Here is an 18726-nt window from a genome sequence, read left to right as displayed (position 1 = left end):
GCTGGGGCTCACGTCCTATCGCTTCGGCGTGGAGTGGGCGCGGATCGAGCCGGAGAAGGGCCTGTTCTCTCAGGCCATGCTCGATCATTACAAGCGCATCGTCGAGGGCTGCCACGCGCGCGGCCTTGCGCCGCTGGTCACCTTCAACCACTTCACCGCACCGCGCTGGTTCAGCGCGCAGGGCGGCTGGAGCAACCCGGAATCCGCTCGGCTATTCGGCCGCTATTGCGACAAGGTGGCCCGTGCCATCGGCGCGGACATCGCCATGGCCATGACGCTGAACGAGCCGAACATCCTGCTCATCCTCAAGAACATCCTGCCGCCGCCGGTCTGGGACATGCAGCGCCAGACTCTGGCCGCCGCCACCAAGCGGCTGGGCGTGGAGCGCTTCCTCTGCGCCAATGTAGCCGGAAAGGAGGACGTGGACGTCATCGTCAAAGGGCAGATGGCGGGGCACAAGGAGGCCCGCGCCGCGATCAAGGCGGTGCGCTCCGATCTGCCGGTGGGCTTCACCCTTTCGGTGCTGGACGACCAGGCTTCTGGCAAAGGCTCGATGCGCGACAAGGTGCGCGCCGAACTCTATGGAGATTGGCTGGAGATCGCCAAGGGAGACGACTTTATCGGCGTGCAGAACTACGAACGCGCCGTCTGGAACGACAAGGGCCGTCTGCCCGCGCCCGAAGGGAGCGATCGCAACTGGTCCGGCACCGAAGTCTGGGCGCCGTCGCTGGCCGGTGCGGTACGCTATGTCCACGGGGTGACGAAGGTTCCGGTGCTGGTCTCCGAACACGGCGTCGGCACCGACGACGATACCCTGCGCGCGCGCTTCATCCCGGCCGCGCTGGAAGGGCTGAAGCAGGCGATGGACGAAGGTGTGCCGGTGCTCGGCTATATGCACTGGTCGCTGCTGGACAACTACGAATGGATCTTCGGCTACAAGCCCCGCTTCGGCCTGTGTAGCGTCGACCGCAAGACCTTCGCGCGGACGCCCAAGCCAAGCGCGAACGTCCTCGGCGCGATTGCGCGCCGCAATTCGCTCTAGCGGGCGGTGGGTAGGAAACCCGCCCGCTCCAGGGCGGCGACGGAATCGCGGGCGACGGGTACTTTCTCTCCGTTGATCAGGACGATGGTCCGGTTGCGGCCATTCGTTTCGGTGCCGGCGACCGCGCTTTCTGCGACCCACCACCCCCGGTGAACCTGGTATCCGGGGCAGTCGGCCATTTCCGGGATGGCATCGCGCAGTCGCATCAGCAGCAGTTCGCTGCCGCGCACCCCGTGGACGCGGACGTAGTGGTCCTCGCTTTGCAGCGCGAGGATCGGACCTTCGAAGGCTGGTCCCAGGCGCGCGAGCAGCCTGGGCCGTGCCTCTTCACCTTCCTCCGTTGCCGGGACCGGAGGCGGGCTGCCGATTTCGGGCGTGGGAGAAACATCGCGATCTTCCGATACGGTCGGCTGAACCGGGGCCTGTTTCCGGTGGTCCAGTTCTCCATCGATCCGCTTGGCAGCGACCACCACGGCAAGAATGGCCACCGCGCTGAGAATGGCGAATGGGAGAATCCCCGCAAATCCGCCAAGCGCCTGGAAGAACAGGCTCGCCCCCCATTCCCACACCAGTGCAAGCGGGAAGCTGGCTAGCAGTACCCCCCAGCAGATGAGGGCGCCGCGGGGTATGGCCGTCGCGTCGGACAGCACCGCAAGGAACCATATGGTGGGCCTCACCAGAACGTAGGCGCCCATCAGGTGAGCGAACCAGTTCCAAACCCGCGACGGGAAATCGGCTTCGAGGTAAGTACCGAACGGCCCAAGAAATCCCACGACGGCGGCCAGCATCACCATCGCCCACAGTTCGAGCAAGCCTCTCCGCGCCCAGTTCACGCTGTCTTCCTTTCCCGTTCACGAACCGTGAACCGGCAAAAGGACGCAAAACCGAGGCATTGGCAAGAGGCAAGGCCAAGTAACGTAATGGCGGTTGCCAGCGAACCGCGGCTTGACATTGCTCGTTGCCGCGCCGGCAGTCGGCGTTCGAGGAGCATCCGATGGCCGTCAATCGACCTGTTCTCTATTCGGGCACGCTCGTCGTGTTCGTCTACGCAATCGCTTTCGTGCTCGCGCTGAGCTGAGGAGCGATTATGTTCGAAAGCATCCTGAGCGGCGAGCGCGCCCTGGACTTGTGGCTGATGGGCTTCGTGGCGGCCGGGATCGGGGCGGGCATCGCCACCGGTTTCTTCAAGGCCCGCAAGATCCAGCCGCGCGGCTTCAAGTGGACGATCTTCAGGAACGAGATCCTCTTCGCGGTCTTCAACTTGACGGTTACCGCGTTCCTGCTGGGGCCGCTGAACGGCTGGCTTCAGTCTCACGGCTACATCGCCTTTCACACCGGGCCGGTGGCATGGTGGGTGATCGCGCTTGAATATGCGCTCTATTTCTTCCTCTTCGACACTTACTTCTATTGGCTCCATCGCTGGATGCACAAGGAGCCCTTCTATACCTGGGTCCACAAGATCCACCATCGTTCCACCTCGCCCAACATGCTGACCACGCTTTCGGTCAGTCCGCTGGAGTCGCTGATCAACGGCGGCTTCGTTCCCCTGTTCGTGACGATCTTCACGATCCACGATGCCACCATGGTGCTGCTGGCGCCGACGAGCATCATCATGGGCCTTTACGTCCACACCGGCTACGAGTTCCTGCCGCGCTGGTGGAACCGGAGCTGGGCGACCAAGTGGTTCATCACCGCGACCTTCCACGATCAGCACCATCGCTATTTCAACGGGAATTACGGCGGTTACACCACGATCTGGGATCGTCTCTGCGGCACGATGCGCAAGAAGTACGAAGCCGACTTCGAGGCCATCAAGGATCGGGCCTCCGGTGGCCGCAAGGTCCAGCCGGGATTGGCGGCCACCGTCGCCCCGGAATGATCGAAGAGAACCTTGCCTTGGAGAAGACCATGAACATTCTTGCCGCGAAGGTGCTCCTCGTCGGCGGCGCGTCGCTTCTTGCCGGTGGCGCCTTGGCCGCTCCGGCGCTTTCGGTCGGCCGGGTGGAAGTTGCCACGCTGCCGTTCGCGAAGGGAGAGCAGCTCGCATCCGCAACCTATACGCCTTCGGGCAGGGTGCTGGTCGCCTACCAGTCCAGCAGCGACGGCGATCCCCGCGATCTCGTTCTGGTCACGATGAAAGACGACGGTAGCGATCTGCGGCCCCTGTTCGCGGGCCGCATCCCCGACCGCCCCAAGGACAACGGCATCCGCTACATGGTGTTCGCGGACGATCGCCGGGTGTTTCTGGGCGACTTCGTGCTTGAGTGCGAGGCTGCGCTGGAAACATGCGGAAGCGCAAAGCTGATCCCGGTTGCCTATCCGCCGGAAGTCGCGGGCGGCGAACACATCGCGCATCGCTGGTCGGAAATGGTCATCGCTCCGGACAACCGGCATGTGGCTTGGACGACGCTATTCTCGAACTTCTCCGCCGCGTTGTTCACGGGCGAATTGCGCCGCGAGGCGGACGGGTATCGGATCGTCGCTCCGCGCGTCGCCAGCAACCTGGAGCCTTTCGCGAAGGATCCCAGGCATGCGGACGGCGTAATCCCGCTGCCGGTGCGGGGCGGGGAGGTGAAACAGTTCGTGCATGGCGGAACGGCCTTGTCGCTGGTGGGAGCCGTCAGCCGCGACCTGCCGGACTCGGTCACGCAGGATCTAGCCACCGGCGCGGTGCGGGCGGTTACCGACACACCGGGATATACCGAGACGACGATCTTCTCGCCGGACGAACGCCTCGGCGTGACGATGACCACGCGGTTCTCGCCGCAGACCGATCCCGCCGTGCTCGGACTGTTGCCCCGGCCTTATCCGGCCAGCCTCAACATGGGGCTAAGCATGTTCGCCTATACTTACGCGGTGACCGGCGTGCGCACCGTGCGCGAAGGCAATGTCGGTCCGGCGCTGATCGACATCACCGCCTCGCAGCAGCAGGACGGCTATCTGGGCACCAACCTCGGGACGGAAGACGGCTGGGTCTTCAATTCGCCGATTTCCTGGCATCCCGGCAGCCGGAAGGCGATGTGGGTAGAGAACCGCAGGGGCAGCGCCGAAAAGCGCATCCGCATCGTGCAGTTACCGGACTATCGGCCCGGACCCTTGGTGAAGGCCCGCCCGACCCCCGTGATCAAGACCGGCGATGCGTCGAACATGGCGATCGTGCCTCGCCTGGCGGAACAGTCGAAGGCTACCGAAGTGAAAGTCTACGGCCGCGTTTCGGGGCACATCGACTACAGCCGCGCCGGTCCGCTCATCACGAAGACCTACGTTGCCTTCAGCGACGACGGGATAAACCGTTACGATGGGCGGGAGAGCACCCGGATCGAGATGGGCGGCCTTTCCACTTACGAGGCCGATGTCCGGCTTGCGGGGCCGAAGCCGGGCGAGATGAAGCTGAAAGTGACCTTCGGGCCGCTTGCCGGAGAGCGCCCCTCCGCCATCGTCTTCACGCCCGATGCCGAAGGCAAGCCTCTGAGCGCCGGCTATGCCGCCTATGACGGCAGACGCCTGGAGGTGGCAGGGCTTCTTCCCTGAACGACGGACACCGCCCGCATCATGGCGGGGGGAGCAGGGCCAGGTTCTGGATGGCCGCAAGGCCCCATTGCGCGGCGCTGTTGGTGGATAGGCCGGGTATCTCGACGTTTCCTCCGCCCAGTTCCCTCGTGACGAGATCGTCCGGCAGATCTCCGCCCCGGAATTCGGCCCAGGCGCGCTTTGCAAGAACCGGATCGCGGCGTGCGTGTGCGGCATAGGCCGTCAGGCGCGAATGGGCCTGGCGCAGGCTGTGTCCGCGCGGCGGTTCGCCGAAGCGCTGCTCCCAGTCCTGCGCAGGTGCATTGTACCAGGCGCAGTAATCGAGCCAGGCGGCGCGATAATGGGGAACGTCCACCAGGGGGAGCACTTCTGCCATGATCTCCACCACGCCGAACACCGCGTTGAGATGGCTGACGCTGATCTGGTCGCCCCCCGAGACGAAGCGGCCGCTGGCGAGATCGAAGTTGGCACCGCCCGCCCACCACTGGCGCGGCAGGGCGGCGATGCTGTTCATTCCGGCGACGATGCGGTCGCGCCAGCGGCGCTCGCCCGTGCGCTCCCATTCGGTGAACCAGGCGGCGACCAGGCTGCCCCAGCTGGTGCCGAACTGAAGCTGGATCACGCCTTCCGGCAGACCCTGCGGTTTCGTCACCGCGGCGATTCCGCCGGGTGGGAGCGATTCCGGCGCGCGATCCGCCACCTTGCGGCCGATGTCCACGGTCTGGAGCGCGCGATCGGAATGGACGAGGGCGCGCATCAGGTCACCCACGCGTTCGTCGCCGGTGAGGTAGTAGTAGATCCGGCGATAGGCGGCATTGGAGACGCGCGGCTGCTTCGAACTGTCGCTCCAGTGCTGGACGCCGTGGCGGGTGCCGAGCCCGGCCCAGGGGCCGGCATGGTAGACGTCGACCTCGCCGGTATGGCGCGTCATCGCCTCCGCCATGCGGAACAGATCGGCGCGGCCGGTGCGCAAGTAGCTGTACCAGAGCCAGAGGTCGGTCGAGAGTTCGCTGTTGTCCCAGGCATAGCCGCCGATGTCGTAACGCCACTGGTGCCGGTCGGCATCGTAGCTGTGCATGACGTCGCCGTGGTTCCAGAAGCCGTACCAGTGTCGCCGTTCGATCTCGCCCTGATAATGGCCTAGCAGCAGGTCGTTCCGGCGTTCCACTGCGAGCGCTGCTGGCCCGGTGGCGGCGGGAAGCGCCCAGTCCCCGAACACCCCGGCGGTGCGGATCGTGGCGGGGGTTGCCTGAAGCCGGGCCGGACGGGCGACATGGGCGGCATAGGCATCCAGCGTCGCGCGGTCTGGCGTGGCGGGTAGCGCCCAGAGCCACAGCTCGTTGGTCCGGGCAATCCCCTTTGCGGAATCCCAGCCCGGTTCATAGTCCTCGTAAGTCACGTCCAGTCCGCGATTTTGCGCGACATAATCGGTCATGCCAAGCACGTCGCGGTAGGAGCGCATGTCCATGGCGGGGGCATCGGGGGCCCAGAGCCAGGCCGTCAGCGCCGCTTCGTCGCCCGTCGCTTCGGCGATGTCGAGCTGGACCGGGTGGCGTTTCCAGAAATCCGCCATGCCGATCGCCGCTCCGCCCTGCGGCGAGCCGACATAGGCCAGGCCCCGCGCCCGATGCCCTTCGAGCGACTGGATCGGTGCACGGCCCTTGCGGGTGCGCTTGGTCAGCACGAAGCCCTCGGACGAGCCCTGGAACAGGCGAAAGTCTCCCCAGGCAGGGATGCTGTCGAGCAAGTCCGCAAATTTCCTGGGCAGGGTGGCCGTATCCGGAGTAGCGCGACCCTCTATCTGGGCCTGGCGAAAGTCCTCGCCGGGATCGCGGCGCAGGCCGGTCAGCGGGCGCACCGCTTCGGCGAAAAGCCCCGTTTCGGTGGAGAGGCGGACGTGGCGGTCGTGCAGCGCCCCGCGCATCGGCACGCGCGCCTGCACGCCCAGTCCCGAAAGGAAGTCGCGGTCGGCGTTGCCGTCCCAGACGAAGCTGTGCACGATGCGCACCGCCGCGCTGCCGCTGGTGAAATAGAGCCGCAGGCTGAAAGGCAGCCAGGCGCGCCCCTCGCCGGCATGGACACCCTCAACTTTGAGCACGGCGCGGATCGGGCCGGACTGCTCCGCCGTCACCTTGTCCACGCGGCTGGTGTAATGACGCTGCGAGAAAGTATCCGCCTCTTCCCCCGAAGCGGCGTCCTGCGTGCGGGCCAGAAGCTGGACCTCGCGCAGCAGCACGCGGCCGTCGCGTTCGGCGGAGGCGATGACGGCACTACCTTGACGCGGTACACGCCAGCGCGTCGGGCCGACTGTCACCTCGATCGCGTCGGCGCGGGTTTCGACGGTGACTTTCTCTACCGGCACGGCGGGACGGCCGGTGGCGATCGTTACGCTGCCGGTCTTCGTTTCACTGGGCCCCGTTTCACTGGGAAGCGCGTGGCCGCTCCATTTGATCGAGCCGTCCGGCCAGTAGGCCAGGGGCCAGCTCTGCACCGGCAGCGTCGCGCCTTGGTGTGCTTGCGCGCAGAGCCGATCGACGTGGCGCACTGTGCCGCGGGGCCAGGGCACGCCGAAGCTCTGTCCGCCGTCCCAGCCCGGCGCCGTGCCGTCCAGCCAATGCAGGTCCGCCTCGACGGCGGGCGGTCTCGCGGCCAGGGCACGGCCGGGCAGGGAAAGCGCCGCGCCGCCGAGAAGACCGGCGCGCAGCAGGGTGCGACGTGAGCAGGACATGGAAACTCCGAAAGTTCAAGCGAGGCGGGACACGGTGAACCGGCGCAGCCGCAAGTGGCTGGCGGTGGTGCGCAAGGCGAAATGGCCTTTCGTCAGCGGGCGGGTATCGTCGAAGGCGAAAAGCTGCCTGCCGTCGCGGAAGAAGCCGATCCGGCCGCCATCGGCGGTGAGGCGGATGTGCTGCCAGCGATTGGGCACGAGCATGTCCTCGGTTCCGCGCCGGTCGTTTTCCGGCAGCAGGGGCCTTACGCCGCGCTTGCCGACATAGCGGCGGAACCGGGTCGTCGCGTTGCCGTTGCCGCCCAGGCCGACATAGTACGTCTCGAGATCGTCGTAGTCCTCGAACTTGCCCGAGCGGGTGCGAGCGAGCGCATCTCCGGTGGTTGCGGCGGGATCCCGTGCCATCCAGAAGCAGTTGAGGTCGCTCACACGGTCATGCGGTCCTCCGGCGGAGACGGCCTGGGCCTCGTATTCGATGGCGACCCGGCCTTCGAGCAGCGGCAGGAACCACAGCGTGAGCCCGGCCGGCGCCTCCAGGTCGAGCACGCCGCCGCGTGCCGCGACCTGCGCCGGCGCTTCCGCCTCGATCCGCCATCGGTCCAGGCCGTGGCGGAAATCGTCCGCGAAGAGCCGCGCCCCGCCGCGAGCGAAGGCCGGGGCCGGCAGGAGACATGCTCCCGCCAGCCCCGCGACCGCTGCCCGGCGAGAGAACTCCGGCGTGCTCACAGCTTGGCCCGGACGCCGAAGTAAAGACGGCGGCCGTAAGTCTCGATCACGTTGCGGCGATAGACGCTGTTGGCGTTTTCGATGCGGGTGGAATCCGTGAGGTTCACGCCTTCCAGGAACACCGAGACATGGGGATTGATCACGTAGCTGGCGGAAGCATCGAACTGGCCGAAGGACTCGCCGAACGAGGGGTTGTTGCCGCGATCCACCGCGTTGATCAGGTAGCGGCTGCGCCAGTTGTACGATCCGCGAATGGCGAAGCGGCCGTCGTCGTAGAACACCGAGGCGTTATAGCTGTTGCGCGATACGCCGGGGAAGGGCAGCGAGGTGCCGGTGAAGTAGTCCTTGCCTTCATAGCCGCTGTCGCTGTTGAAGGTGTAGTTGGCGGTGACGCCCAGGTTGCTCAGCGGGCCGGGCAGGAAGTCCAGCCCCAGTTGCACACCGGCCTCCACGCCCTGAATGGTCACATGCTGGGTGCCGTTGACCGGCAGCCTGATCGTATAGACCTGCCCGTCGATCTCTTCTTCCTGGCTCTGCGTGTCGATGAACGACTTGATGTCCTTGCGGAACGCCGTGACCGATACGTAATTGGTCCGCGAGAGATAGTATTCGAAACCGAGATCGTACTGCCAGGCGCGATAGGGCTTGAGGCCGGGATTGCCGCGCGATCCGGTGAGCGCCACCGAGTCCAGCCGCACGTTCGGTGCCATTTGCGAGGGTGCCGGGCGCGCCAGCACGTCCGAGGCGGTGGCGCGCACCACCAGCTTGCGCGGGATCACTTCGGCGCGCAGGTTCAGCGAGGGCAGCAGCACCGTATATTCGCCCGTGTAGCGCGCCGGGGTAATGATGCCGTCGGTGCTCTGGCTGCCGCTGGAGACGGTGCGCGTGTGCACCAGACGCGCGCCGACCACACCGGAAAGATCGAACCCGAGGTCCAGGTTGAACGCGCCCTGGAAGTAGCCGGCGATCGTCTTCTCGGTGACCTTGTAGGTATCGAGCGGCGAGATGCTGGTATAGGGATCGGGCACGCCGACGGCATTGGCCAGATCGTCGCCCAGGTTCCACCAGCGGTCGATGCCGGAAAAGCCCAGGTCGCCGGTCTTGAAGAAGCTGCCGTCTCCCATGCCGCCGTAAGTGTTCAGCAGATCCCGGATGTTCGCCAGTTGCGCCGCCGGGGTGGTGGTGCCCAGCACCTGGGTGCCGGTCACGCCGGAGCGGGTCAGCGTCGTCTGGCCGGTGATGCCGTTGAGCGTGTAGACCGCGTTCTGGAAGCGGCTGCTGGAGACGAGCTGGTTCAGTTCGATGCCGCTCTTCAGCGATGTCAGCAAACCGCGCTCGTCCGGCCGGAATTCGGCGTCGAACTTGGCGCCGGTCTCGCGTTGCTTGTTGAGGCGGGGGCGGGCCTCCACCGAAAGCGTGTTGATGCCCTGCGTGGTCGTGGTGTCGATCGGCAGGATGATGTTCGGGGCGTTCTGCGGATTGTTGTAGTCGATCGTGATCCACGGCAGGGCATCCTTGCCGGATACCGAGGCGGTGACGTCCACTTCGTCGTTCAGCACGCGCGAGGCGGCATATGTGCCGCGTGCGGAGAACTTGAATTGTCCGGTGGTCCATTCGCCGCCGAGGATACCGTTGAAGGTGCGGCGGTTGAGGCTGCCGATCACGCTGCGGTAATTGACGCTCGGCCCGGATCCCGGATTGGACCCGTTGACGAAGGTGACTGTCTGCGCCGTCTCGTCGCGAATGACGACGCCGGTGGGATCGATGCCGCCGTTCGCCACGGATTGCGTGGTGCTGAGCTGAAGGTACTGATTGTCGGAGATGGTGTCGCTACGGGTATAAGTACCTTCGACATAGGCGCGGAAATCGTCGTTGGGGCGCCATTCCAGAATGCCGTTCACGGCATAGCGCTTGGTCGGCTCGGTGGCGGTGATGTAGCGCGGAATGTCGGGATAGAAGTCGCCGAAGCCGCTGCCGTCGAGGTCTACGCAGCGGGCCTGGTTGCGGCCGGACAGGCAGTTCTGGGCGGCGGGGGTGGCGGGCTGCCGGGTTTCGACCTGCCGCCAGCCGGTGGTGCGAGCCTGATCGTAGCGTATCGTGCGGTTCTCGTAAGTACCCGAAACCAGCACGCCGATGGTGTCATGCGCGAAGAGCTTGGAGCCGATCACCGCGAACTTCGGGTCCACCTTGTCTGCCAGCTCGTTGTAGATGCCTTGCGCGGAGCCGGCGAGATAACCGTCCTTGGCATCGAAGGGTCGGCGGGTGATGATGCGCACCGTGCCGCCAAGGCCGCCCTCGGTCATGTCGGGCGTGGCGGACTTCAGCACTTCGAGGCGCGAGACGAATTCGGCGGGAAGGTCGCGAAAGTCGACGGCGCGATTGCTGCCGTTGCCGGCCGCCGCCGCGATGGAGGTGGAGAGCGCCGACTGGCCGTTGATCTCCACGCGATTGAGCGAGGCATCGGCGCCGCGGATGGTGATCGCCTGCCCCTCGCCGCCGCTGCGGGTGATCTGCACGCCGGTCACGCGCTGGAGCGCTTCGCCGATGTTCTTATCCGGGAACTTGCCTACGTCCTCGGCCGAGATGGCATCCAAGACCTGGGCGGAATCCCGCTTGGCGGCGAGCGAGTCAGCCAGGCTCCTGCGGATGCCGGTTACGATTATGTCGGAGCGTTCAGTGGCGGGATCTTGCGATTCCGCCGGTCCGGAACGGGGCTGCTGTACCGCCTCCTGCGCGATTACCGAAGTGCTGGTGAGGAGAAGCGCCAAGGCGCCGGTGAGCCGATACATGGCGAAATGCCCCTTTTTTGTCGGACTAATCGAAGGCCGCCGGGCTAATCTCCACTAATTTAGTTGACAATAAAGTTTTTCTAATCGGTGCAAAAGCTTGCTGCCTGCGGCCCTCGAAAAGTCACGTAATCCGCCGCAGGAAGGGGCGGTCGGGCGTCGATCTTTAAGCCGGTGCAGGCGAGGGCATCTTGCCAAACGGCGCATAAATTCACATATTGCGTCAATTGGAGAATTGCATGCTCGTACAGGTTCCTCAAACGCCGGCCGAACCGGCCGTCCCGTCGATCACTGCGGCGGAGGCCGCCGCCGGTGCACGCGCGATCGTCAATCTGTTCGAACGTTGGCAACTGGGCGACGAAGCGGCTTGTGAGCTTTTGGGCGGCATCAGCCGCAGCACCTGGACACGGTGGAAGAACGGCAGCATCGCCAAGGTGGATCGGGATCTGGCGACCAGGATCTCGCTGCTCCTGGGCATTCACAAGGGCTTGCGCTACCTCTTTTCCGACCGCGAGCTTGGCTATGCGTGGATCAAGCAGCCGAACGCGATCTTCGGCGGATCGTCGCCGCTGGATGTGATGAAGGGCGGAAGCATCTTCGCGCTCGAGCGCATTCGCCGCTATCTCGACGCCGAGCGCGGTGGATGGTGAGAGTGCGTTGGCGGCGCGCCTTTCGCCTGATCCGTTCGATCTTCCCGCCCATAGACCTGTTCGAGGATATCGCCGATCCGCGCGACTGGGAGGCGCTCGTCTCGCTGGAATCCAAGACCAACCCCCGCGTTCGCGAACATATCGGGCGGCTGGACCTGGTGCCGGTGGAACGCCGCGTTTCGGGTACGGGCGCGTCGCTGGTCATGGCGCCGTTCGTGCATTGCAGTACCGATCGTCCGGGCCGCTTCAGCAACGGGACTTACGGCGTCTACAGCGTGGGCAACGAAGAGGAAGTGGCGATACGCGAGGTTGCGTTTCACCACGGCAGGGCCATGGCGGCATCGTCTACCGATCCCGGCTGGCACTCCCAGTTCCGCATGCTGGTGGGTGCGCTCGATCGCGAACTGGTGGACCTGACCGGAGACGTGCAGGCGCACGATCCGGATAGCTGGACATACCCCCAGCAACGCGGTGCCGAGCAACGCGCCAGGGGAGCGGACGGGATTCTCTATAACTCCGTCCGTTCGCCGGGTGGCCGGTGCGCGGCCCTGTTCTGGCCGGACGCCGTTTCCATTCCGGTCCAGGGCGATCATTACAAGATGCACTGGGACGGACGCCGCGTGGATCGGGTTCACAACCTGAATACGCGCCAGGAATACGAGCTGGCGTTATGACTTTCAGGGCAAGACTGATGGTTCTCCCCGTTCTCGCAGCCGTGCTTTCGGGCTGCGGCGACGATCGCCGCGAGGAACGGCTGCGTGCCGCCGGTCCCGATCCCTCGCTGGCCGCGCTCATGAAGGTGGCGGACGCGGATGTGGGGGCTCGCAAGTTCAGGCAATGCGCCGCATGCCACAGCGTGATCCAGGGCGCGTCCGATCGCGGCGGGCCCAATCTCTATGGCGTGTTCGACAAACCTTTCGCCACCAACAGTTCCCGCTTCGGCTATACGGCGGCGCTGACTGCCGCTGCGGGCAAGTGGGACGCGGCGACGCTGGATGCCTGGATCGCCGATCCCGCCCGGCTCGTGCCCGGCACGACCATGCAATTCCAGGGCGTTCCCGATCCGCTCACCCGCGCGGACATCATCGCGTATCTGAGGGAGCAGAAATGACCATGCCCGCGCGTCAGAACACCAGCCGCAGGCCCTGTTCGGCAATGACGTAGCGGACCGGCGGGCCTTCGCCTTCCGACAACTGGCGCGCGATCGTGGCAACCGTTTCCGGTCCGCCGTCGACCGAGGGCTTGATGTGCCCGATCACCACCGGCAGGTTCCTCATCCTGCCGGGCCCGCCTGCCAGCTCGGCCAGTCGGCCCAGTTCCCGGTGAAGCCAGCGCGGCGTCAGGTGGCCGAACAGATCCTCGTCCCTGCGCGGGTCGGGATAGGATGTCTCGACGATGATCGCCCGCAGGCGGCCTGCCCGTACCAGCGGCGCCACAGACCGCCAGAGGCCGTCGAGCCGCGTCGAATGCTCGACGGCGTCCGGACCGGTATCCCCCATGCAGAGCATGGCATCCTCCCCGGCGCGCACCAGGAACGCAGTGGACAGCGTGCCGCCGTGAGAGAGCGGAAAGGCCGTGACGGACAGGCCCGTATCCTCGACAGGAACGGCATCCGCGCCGGGCGCAAGATCGCGGTATCGATAGCGCGCCAGTAGTGACGGCTTGCCGCGATCGCCCATGTTGGGCCAGGCGCTCCAGTTGAAGTAGTCGGCCGCCAGTGCCGAGTTGACTTCTGGCAGCGCGAATATCGGCTTGGACCGGTCGTCCGGCGACACCATCACCAGCCCCGCGACATGGTCTAGATGGGGGTGGGTGATGAGGTAGGCGCCGATGCCTTGGTGCAATACCTCGGAGGGACGCGTTTCTTTCGGAAAGCCTCCCTTGGCGATCGCCGCGCGAATGCCGGGAACCAGCGTGCCGGCATCGCAGGCCAGACCGCGCTGTTGGCCATGTCGCGCGATGAACCAGGCCGACGTCGAACCCTCGACCACGCCGCCCTCCACGCCCAGAGGCACGATGTCGAAGGCGGCGCTATGGGCGGTCGAGCGCGGTGCCGCCGCGGCTGCCTCGGACAAGGAAAGACCTGTCGCGGTCATGGCCACGGCCACGGCGCCGAAGTGTCGTAAAAATGTCATGATTTCAGTAAGCACGCGTGTCGATTACGATTTCTTGTGGAACGGTGAAAGAAATTTATCGGAAATGTCACAAACCGTCGCTAAGGGCGCCCCATTCGAAGGACACCGGTGCGACGCTGATCGCCGTCCTGCCCAATAACGGGCAGGGCGGTTTCTCATGCACCGGCAGCGCGCAAGGGGTGCAACGATGAAGATGAAGACCTATTGGCTGGCCAGCGTGCCGGCGCTTCTGGCCGGCGCCACGCCTGCCCTGGCCCAGGATGCCGGTACGGACGCCCTGGACGCTTCCGCCGACATCGTCGTCACCGCACAGCGTCGTCCCGAGAACATCCGCGACGTGCCGATCGCCGTCTCGGTGCTCAGCGGCGACAAGATCAGCGCCATTGCCGAAGGCGGCGCCGACATTCTCTCGCTGGCCGGCCGCACCCCCAGCCTTTACGTTGAAAGCTCCAACGGCCGCTACGCACCGCGCCTCTACATTCGCGGCCTCGGCAACGTGGACTTCGACTTCAACGCCTCGCAGCCGGTCTCGGTCGTGCTCGACGACGTGGTGCTGGAGAACGTCTACCTCAAGGGCTTCCCGATCTTCGATCTCGAAAGCGTGGAAGTGCTCAAGGGCCCGCAGGGCACCCTGTTCGGCCGCAACACCCCCGCCGGTGTCGTCAAGATGGACACCCGCCGCCCCGGCGACCAGGCAGAGGGCCAGGCCCAGTTCACCGTGGGTGAACTCGGCACGATCCGCGCCGAAGTGGGTGCGACCATCCCGGTTTCCAACACGCTGTCGCTCCGCGTCGCCGGCCTTGCCAACCACCGCGAGGACTGGGTGAACAACGCCTACGACGCCTCCTTCACCAAGCGCGGCAAGGATCTGGGCGGCTTCGACGACATCGCCGGCCGCATCCATGCCCTCTGGAAGCCGGACGATCGTCTCTCGGTACTGCTTACCCTTCAGGCGCGTTCCTATCGCGGCACGGGCACCCTCAACCGCGCCAACGTGCTGACCAAGGGCTCGAACAAGCTCAACGACCGCTACGACCGCGACACGGTCTATTACGACGGCGGCCGCAACAACCCGCAGGCGCAGGACACCACCTCCGAAGCGCTGCATGTCGATTACGACCTCGGCGGCGCGACGTTGACCGCGATCGTCTCCGCCTATCAGGGCAGCAGCTCGGGCCGTGGCGACATCGACGGCGGCGTGCTCGGCACCACGGCGGGCAGCGGCTTCATCCCGTTCAATTCGGAAACTGGCACGCTCTCCAGCGATCTCGACCAGCAGACCTACGAAGTCCGCCTCGCCAGCAACGGCGACACCCGCTTCGGCTGGCAGGTCGGCGCGTTCTACTGGCGTGAGAAGTTCGAGCTAATCTCGGCCTCGTGGGATCCCGCTCGTGGCATTGATCCCTATATCATTTCCGAACTGCGCCAGAAGAGCGACAGCTGGTCGGTCTTCGGCCAGGTCCACTACGACGTGACCGACAGCCTGCGCCTCACCGGTGGCGCGCGCTGGACGCAGGACAAGCGCGACCTCGACGCCGCCCGCACGCTGGGCGCGCCTTTCGCGGATTCGCGTTCGGTCAGTGACGAGCAGCCGAGCTGGGATGTCAGCGCGCTCTATAAAGTCAGCCCGCAGGTCAGCCTGTTCGCCCGCATCGCCCACGGCTATCGCGGTCCCTCGATCCAGGGCCGCGTCGCCACTTCAAACATCCTGACGACAGCGGATTCGGAAACGATCACGTCCTATGAAGCTGGCATCAAGGCCGCGACGCCGGACAATCGCTTCCGCGTCGATCTGACCGGCTATATCTACGATCTGAAGGACCCGCAGTTCACCGCTGTCGGCGGATTGGGCAACTTCAACCAGTTGATCAACGCGAAGGCAGGCAAGGGCCGCGGCGTCGAGTTCGAAGCCACCGCCATCCCGGTGCGCGGACTTCAGTTCAACGGCGGCGTTTCCTACAACTTCACCAAGATCGACGATCCGAGCCTCCAGGTCGCCTATTGCTCTGCCAACGCGAACTGCACGGTGCGCGATCCGGTAGCCGGCAATGGTGTCCGCCTTGCCTCGATCAACGGGAACCCCTTCCCGCAGGCCCCGCGCTGGCTGTTCAACTTCAACGCCTCGTACACGTACGAGATGGCGAGCGGCAGCAAGCTCTACGCCCAGACCGACTGGGTGGCGCAGAAGGACTTCAACCTGTTCCTCTATTATGCCACCGAATTCCACGTCGGCACCAACTTCGAAGGCGGCGCGCGCATCGGCTGGCGTTCGCCCTCCGACGCGGTGGACGTCTTCGTGTTCGGCCGCAACATCACCAACGAGTCGAACGTGATCGGCGCGATCGATTTCAACAACCTGACGGCCTTCGTCAACGATCCGCGCGTGATCGGCGCGGGCGTCGGCTTCCGCTTCTGATCTTCGGGCGGCGGTTCTCCGGGAGGAGGGCCGCCGCTTCGTTTCGCCGCGATCGCGAACATCGCGCGGGCGAACTCTCCCCATCGACAGGTGAATGTCGCGATCGGTCAAGTTTCTTCGGCCGTCGTGCGGCATTCTGTGCGCCCAAGAAGGGGCGCGACCGCGATCGTGACCCCTGAACGAAATGGGGGAAGATCGAATGACCGGCTGGACGCGCGCGCAAGCGACATCGCTACTGGCAATCACCGCGGCAAGCTGCGCGCTGCCCGGTGCCGCGCTGGCTCAAAGCACAGGCACGCAATCCGCCCCGCAACAGTCGGCAAGGGCCTCGGACGAGATCGTGGTCACGGCCCAGCGCCGCGAAGAGGCGTCGCGCGATGTGCCGATCAGCGTCACCACGCTCGGGGCGGACCAGCTTGCCTCGGCGAACGTGGCGAAACTTTCGGACACGGCCAGGGTCACTCCGGGCCTGCGCTTCGACAGCCAGGGGCCGGCGGTACAGCCGACGATCCGAGGGGTGGGCACCGCCATCACCACTTCGGGCGGCGGGCCAAACGTGGGCATCTATGTGGACGGCTTCTTCCAGGCCAACACCTATATGTCCGACTTCGACCTGCTGAACGTGCGCAATATCCAGGTGCTGAAGGGGCCGCAGGGTACGCTGTTCGGTCGGAATACCACCGGCGGCGCCATCATCGTCACCACCGCCGATCCCAGCACCGATACCGGCGGGCAGGCCAAGGTCAGCTACGGGCGCTTCAATGCCGTGAGGGCGCAGGCCTACGGGACATTCGGGATAAGCGAGCGTGTCGCCATCGACGTGGAGGGGCAGTACCGTCGCGGCGACGGCTACTTCACCGATCTTTCGAACGACGACGACGAAATCGGCCGCTATGAGAACTGGTCGATCCGCGTGGGCATGAAGGCGGATCTGACCGACGACGTCTCGCTCCTGCTGCGCTGGATCCATGCCGAAACGGACGATCCCACGCCGCAGCTGGTGAATGCCTATGTCGACAAGACCGGCGAAGCGGGTTTCTTCGACAAGGTGTCGGCAGCCGGGCAGGCCATCTACGGAACCTCCAGTTCCAAGGGCTTGCCGCTGGTCTACTTCTACGCGCCTTCGTCGACTTATGCGACGAAGCCGGGCGATATCCGGCTCAATACGCCGGTCAGCTTCCGTTCGAACTCCGACGCGCTCCAGGCGACGCTCAAGGCGGATCTCGGTGTGGCGGATTTCACGTCCTACACCCAGTACCGCAAGGATCTTTCCCCCTATTACGGTGATCTGGACGCCACGGCGATCCCGATGTTCAACATCTACGTCGGCGTCAACGACGAGACCTGGAGCCAGGAATTCCTCCTCAGTTCCAAGCCCGGATCGCCGCTGCAATGGACGGCGGGGCTGAACTATTTCCAGATCCGGGACACCTGGGATATCGGCGCCAGCTTCGGCGGATCGCCTTACGAGCAGTTCGGTGGATCGAGCACCACCACGAAATCCTACGCTGCTTTCCTCGATGCCACTTATGCGGTGAGCGACAGGCTTTTCCTGACCCTGGGCGGCCGATACAGCCATGACATCGTGGGCGATGCTTATTTCGTCACCAACCAGACGACCACCTCCTACATCGGGCCGAACGGCGAGGTGGTTCCCTATTCGGGGCCTGCGGGCGTGCAGATCCCGGTGGAGAGGCTGAAGAACGACAGCTTCACGCCGCGCGCCGTCATTCGCTTCAAGCCCAGCGAGGAATCGAGCGTCTACGCATCGTTCACGCGGGGCTACAAGGCCGGCATTCTCAACGTCGGCGGCTATTCACAGCAGCCGGTGAAGCCCGAGAAGATCAACGCCTTCGAACTGGGCTTCAAGTACGACGACCGCGTGTTTGCGGCGGATCTGGCCGGGTTCTACTATGATTACAAGAACCTCCAGGTTTCCAGCTTCCAGAACGGCGCGGCGCAGATCCGCAACGCGGCATCCTCGGAAATCTATGGGATCGAGGCGCAGTTGCGCTACCGGGTGAGCAGCGCTTTCTCGGTTCAGGGCGGAGCGGCCTGGACCCACGCGCGCTACAAGTCCTTCCCCAATGCCCCCTATTACAGCTACTGCGATCCGGCGGTGGCGGACCTGGCCAATCCCATGGCCTGCATTCCGCTCGCGCTGGGCGGCAGCGGACCTGGCGCGCTGACGCAGACGACTACCGACGCTTCGGGCTTCAAGATGCAGCGTGCGCCCGAGTTCACCGGAAATATCGGCGCAAGCTACGATCTCGACTTGGCCGGGGGAAGCCTCAAGCTTTCGGGCAACCTCTACTACACGTCCAGCTTCTTCTTCGATCCGGAGCAGCAGTTCCGGCAGAAGGGTTACGAAGTGCTCGCCCTGCGCGCGGAGTGGACCGATCCTTCGGACCGTTACACCGTTGCGTTGTTCGGCGACAATGTGACCGGCAAGCGCTATCGCACTCAGGTTCTGTTCAATACGCTGGGCACCGGTTCGGTCTGGAACGCGCCCGTCACCTACGGCATCGAACTGGGCGCCAAGTTCCGATAACCGGAGCGAAGAAGACGCGTCGTCCCGGACTTGATCCGGGACCGCTGTCAAGGCTGCGCGCCCCAAGTGGCGTAGCGCCACGGCGAGCGAAGGCGTTTTTTCGTGAGCTCGGCCATCGTGTCGCGATCGGTCAAGAAACCGCCGGCGCCGCGAGCTAGTCA

13 protein-coding genes are annotated in these 18726 nt (G+C 65.2%); 8 read left to right on the top strand and 5 right to left on the bottom strand.

From position 1 onward, the window contains the following. A partial coding sequence (locus RT424_RS17640; RefSeq protein ID WP_313440893.1) for a family 1 glycosylhydrolase occupies positions 1-1042 on the top strand: 1042 nt, incomplete at its 5' end. On the opposite strand, the gene RT424_RS17635 is transcribed toward RT424_RS17640, so the two are convergent. After that, positions 1039-1875, bottom strand: a complete 837-nt coding sequence (locus RT424_RS17635) for a LytTR family DNA-binding domain-containing protein (RefSeq protein WP_313440891.1) — start codon at positions 1873-1875, stop codon at positions 1039-1041. The genes RT424_RS17640 and RT424_RS17635 overlap by 4 nt on opposite strands. 254 nt (positions 1876-2129) lie before the next feature. On the opposite strand from RT424_RS17635, the gene RT424_RS17630 reads away from it, so the two are divergent. Together RT424_RS17630 and RT424_RS17625 are read left to right on the top strand one after the other, a co-directional pair. Then, on the top strand, positions 2130-2921 hold the full coding sequence (locus RT424_RS17630; protein WP_313440889.1) for a sterol desaturase family protein: 792 nt from the start codon (positions 2130-2132) through the stop codon (positions 2919-2921). 29 nt (positions 2922-2950) lie between these two features. Continuing rightward, complete coding sequence (locus RT424_RS17625; protein ID WP_313440887.1) at positions 2951-4573, top strand: hypothetical protein; 1623 nt, start codon at positions 2951-2953, stop codon at positions 4571-4573. Between the two features lie 19 nt (positions 4574-4592). Here RT424_RS17625 and RT424_RS17620 read toward each other — a convergent pair whose 3' ends face one another. From RT424_RS17620 to RT424_RS17610, 3 genes are read right to left on the bottom strand one after another with little or no spacing between them, the layout of a single operon-like run. Then, entirely contained in the window at positions 4593-7301 is a 2709-nt protein-coding gene (locus RT424_RS17620) for a Tat pathway signal sequence domain protein (RefSeq protein ID WP_313440885.1), read from the bottom strand. A gap of 15 nt (positions 7302-7316) precedes the next feature. Then, positions 7317-8027, bottom strand: a complete 711-nt coding sequence (locus RT424_RS17615; protein ID WP_313440883.1) for a DUF6250 domain-containing protein — start codon at positions 8025-8027, stop codon at positions 7317-7319. Then, the gene (locus tag RT424_RS17610) at positions 8024-10816 is read right to left on the bottom strand and encodes a TonB-dependent receptor (RefSeq protein WP_313440881.1); all 2793 of its coding nucleotides are present in this window, start codon (positions 10814-10816) and stop codon (positions 8024-8026) included. The genes RT424_RS17615 and RT424_RS17610 overlap by 4 nt, the downstream gene beginning before the upstream one ends. A gap of 236 nt (positions 10817-11052) precedes the next feature. On the opposite strand from RT424_RS17610, the gene RT424_RS17605 reads away from it, so the two are divergent. From RT424_RS17605 to RT424_RS17595, 3 genes are read left to right on the top strand one after another with little or no spacing between them, the layout of a single operon-like run. Continuing rightward, entirely contained in the window at positions 11053-11463 is a 411-nt protein-coding gene (locus RT424_RS17605) for an MbcA/ParS/Xre antitoxin family protein (protein WP_313440879.1), read from the top strand. After that, positions 11457-12137, top strand: a complete 681-nt coding sequence (locus RT424_RS17600) for an RES family NAD+ phosphorylase (protein ID WP_313440877.1) — start codon at positions 11457-11459, stop codon at positions 12135-12137. The genes RT424_RS17605 and RT424_RS17600 overlap by 7 nt, the downstream gene beginning before the upstream one ends. Positions 12138-12154: 17 nt before the next feature. Continuing rightward, positions 12155-12574 (top strand): c-type cytochrome, encoded by a 420-nt coding sequence (locus RT424_RS17595; protein ID WP_313440875.1) that lies wholly within the window; start codon positions 12155-12157, stop codon positions 12572-12574. Between the two features lie 13 nt (positions 12575-12587). Here the strand turns inward: RT424_RS17595 and RT424_RS17590 are convergent, their stop codons facing one another. Continuing rightward, positions 12588-13598: a 3',5'-cyclic-nucleotide phosphodiesterase gene (locus RT424_RS17590; protein WP_313440873.1), complete on the bottom strand. Its 1011-nt coding sequence runs from the start codon at positions 13596-13598 to the stop codon at positions 12588-12590. 187 nt (positions 13599-13785) lie between these two features. Here RT424_RS17590 and RT424_RS17585 point away from each other — a divergent pair, with 187 nt between their 5' ends. Next, positions 13786-16014 (top strand): TonB-dependent receptor domain-containing protein, encoded by a 2229-nt coding sequence (locus RT424_RS17585; RefSeq protein ID WP_313440871.1) that lies wholly within the window; start codon positions 13786-13788, stop codon positions 16012-16014. Positions 16015-16213: 199 nt separating this feature from the next. Then, positions 16214-18565: a TonB-dependent receptor domain-containing protein gene (locus RT424_RS17580; RefSeq protein WP_313440869.1), complete on the top strand. Its 2352-nt coding sequence runs from the start codon at positions 16214-16216 to the stop codon at positions 18563-18565. Positions 18566-18726: the final 161 nt, after the last annotated feature.

Source organism: Novosphingobium sp. (genome assembly GCF_032093395.1).
Classification (GTDB): Bacteria; Pseudomonadota; Alphaproteobacteria; order Sphingomonadales; family Sphingomonadaceae; genus Novosphingobium.
This window is presented reverse-complemented; position numbering and strand designations above follow the sequence as displayed.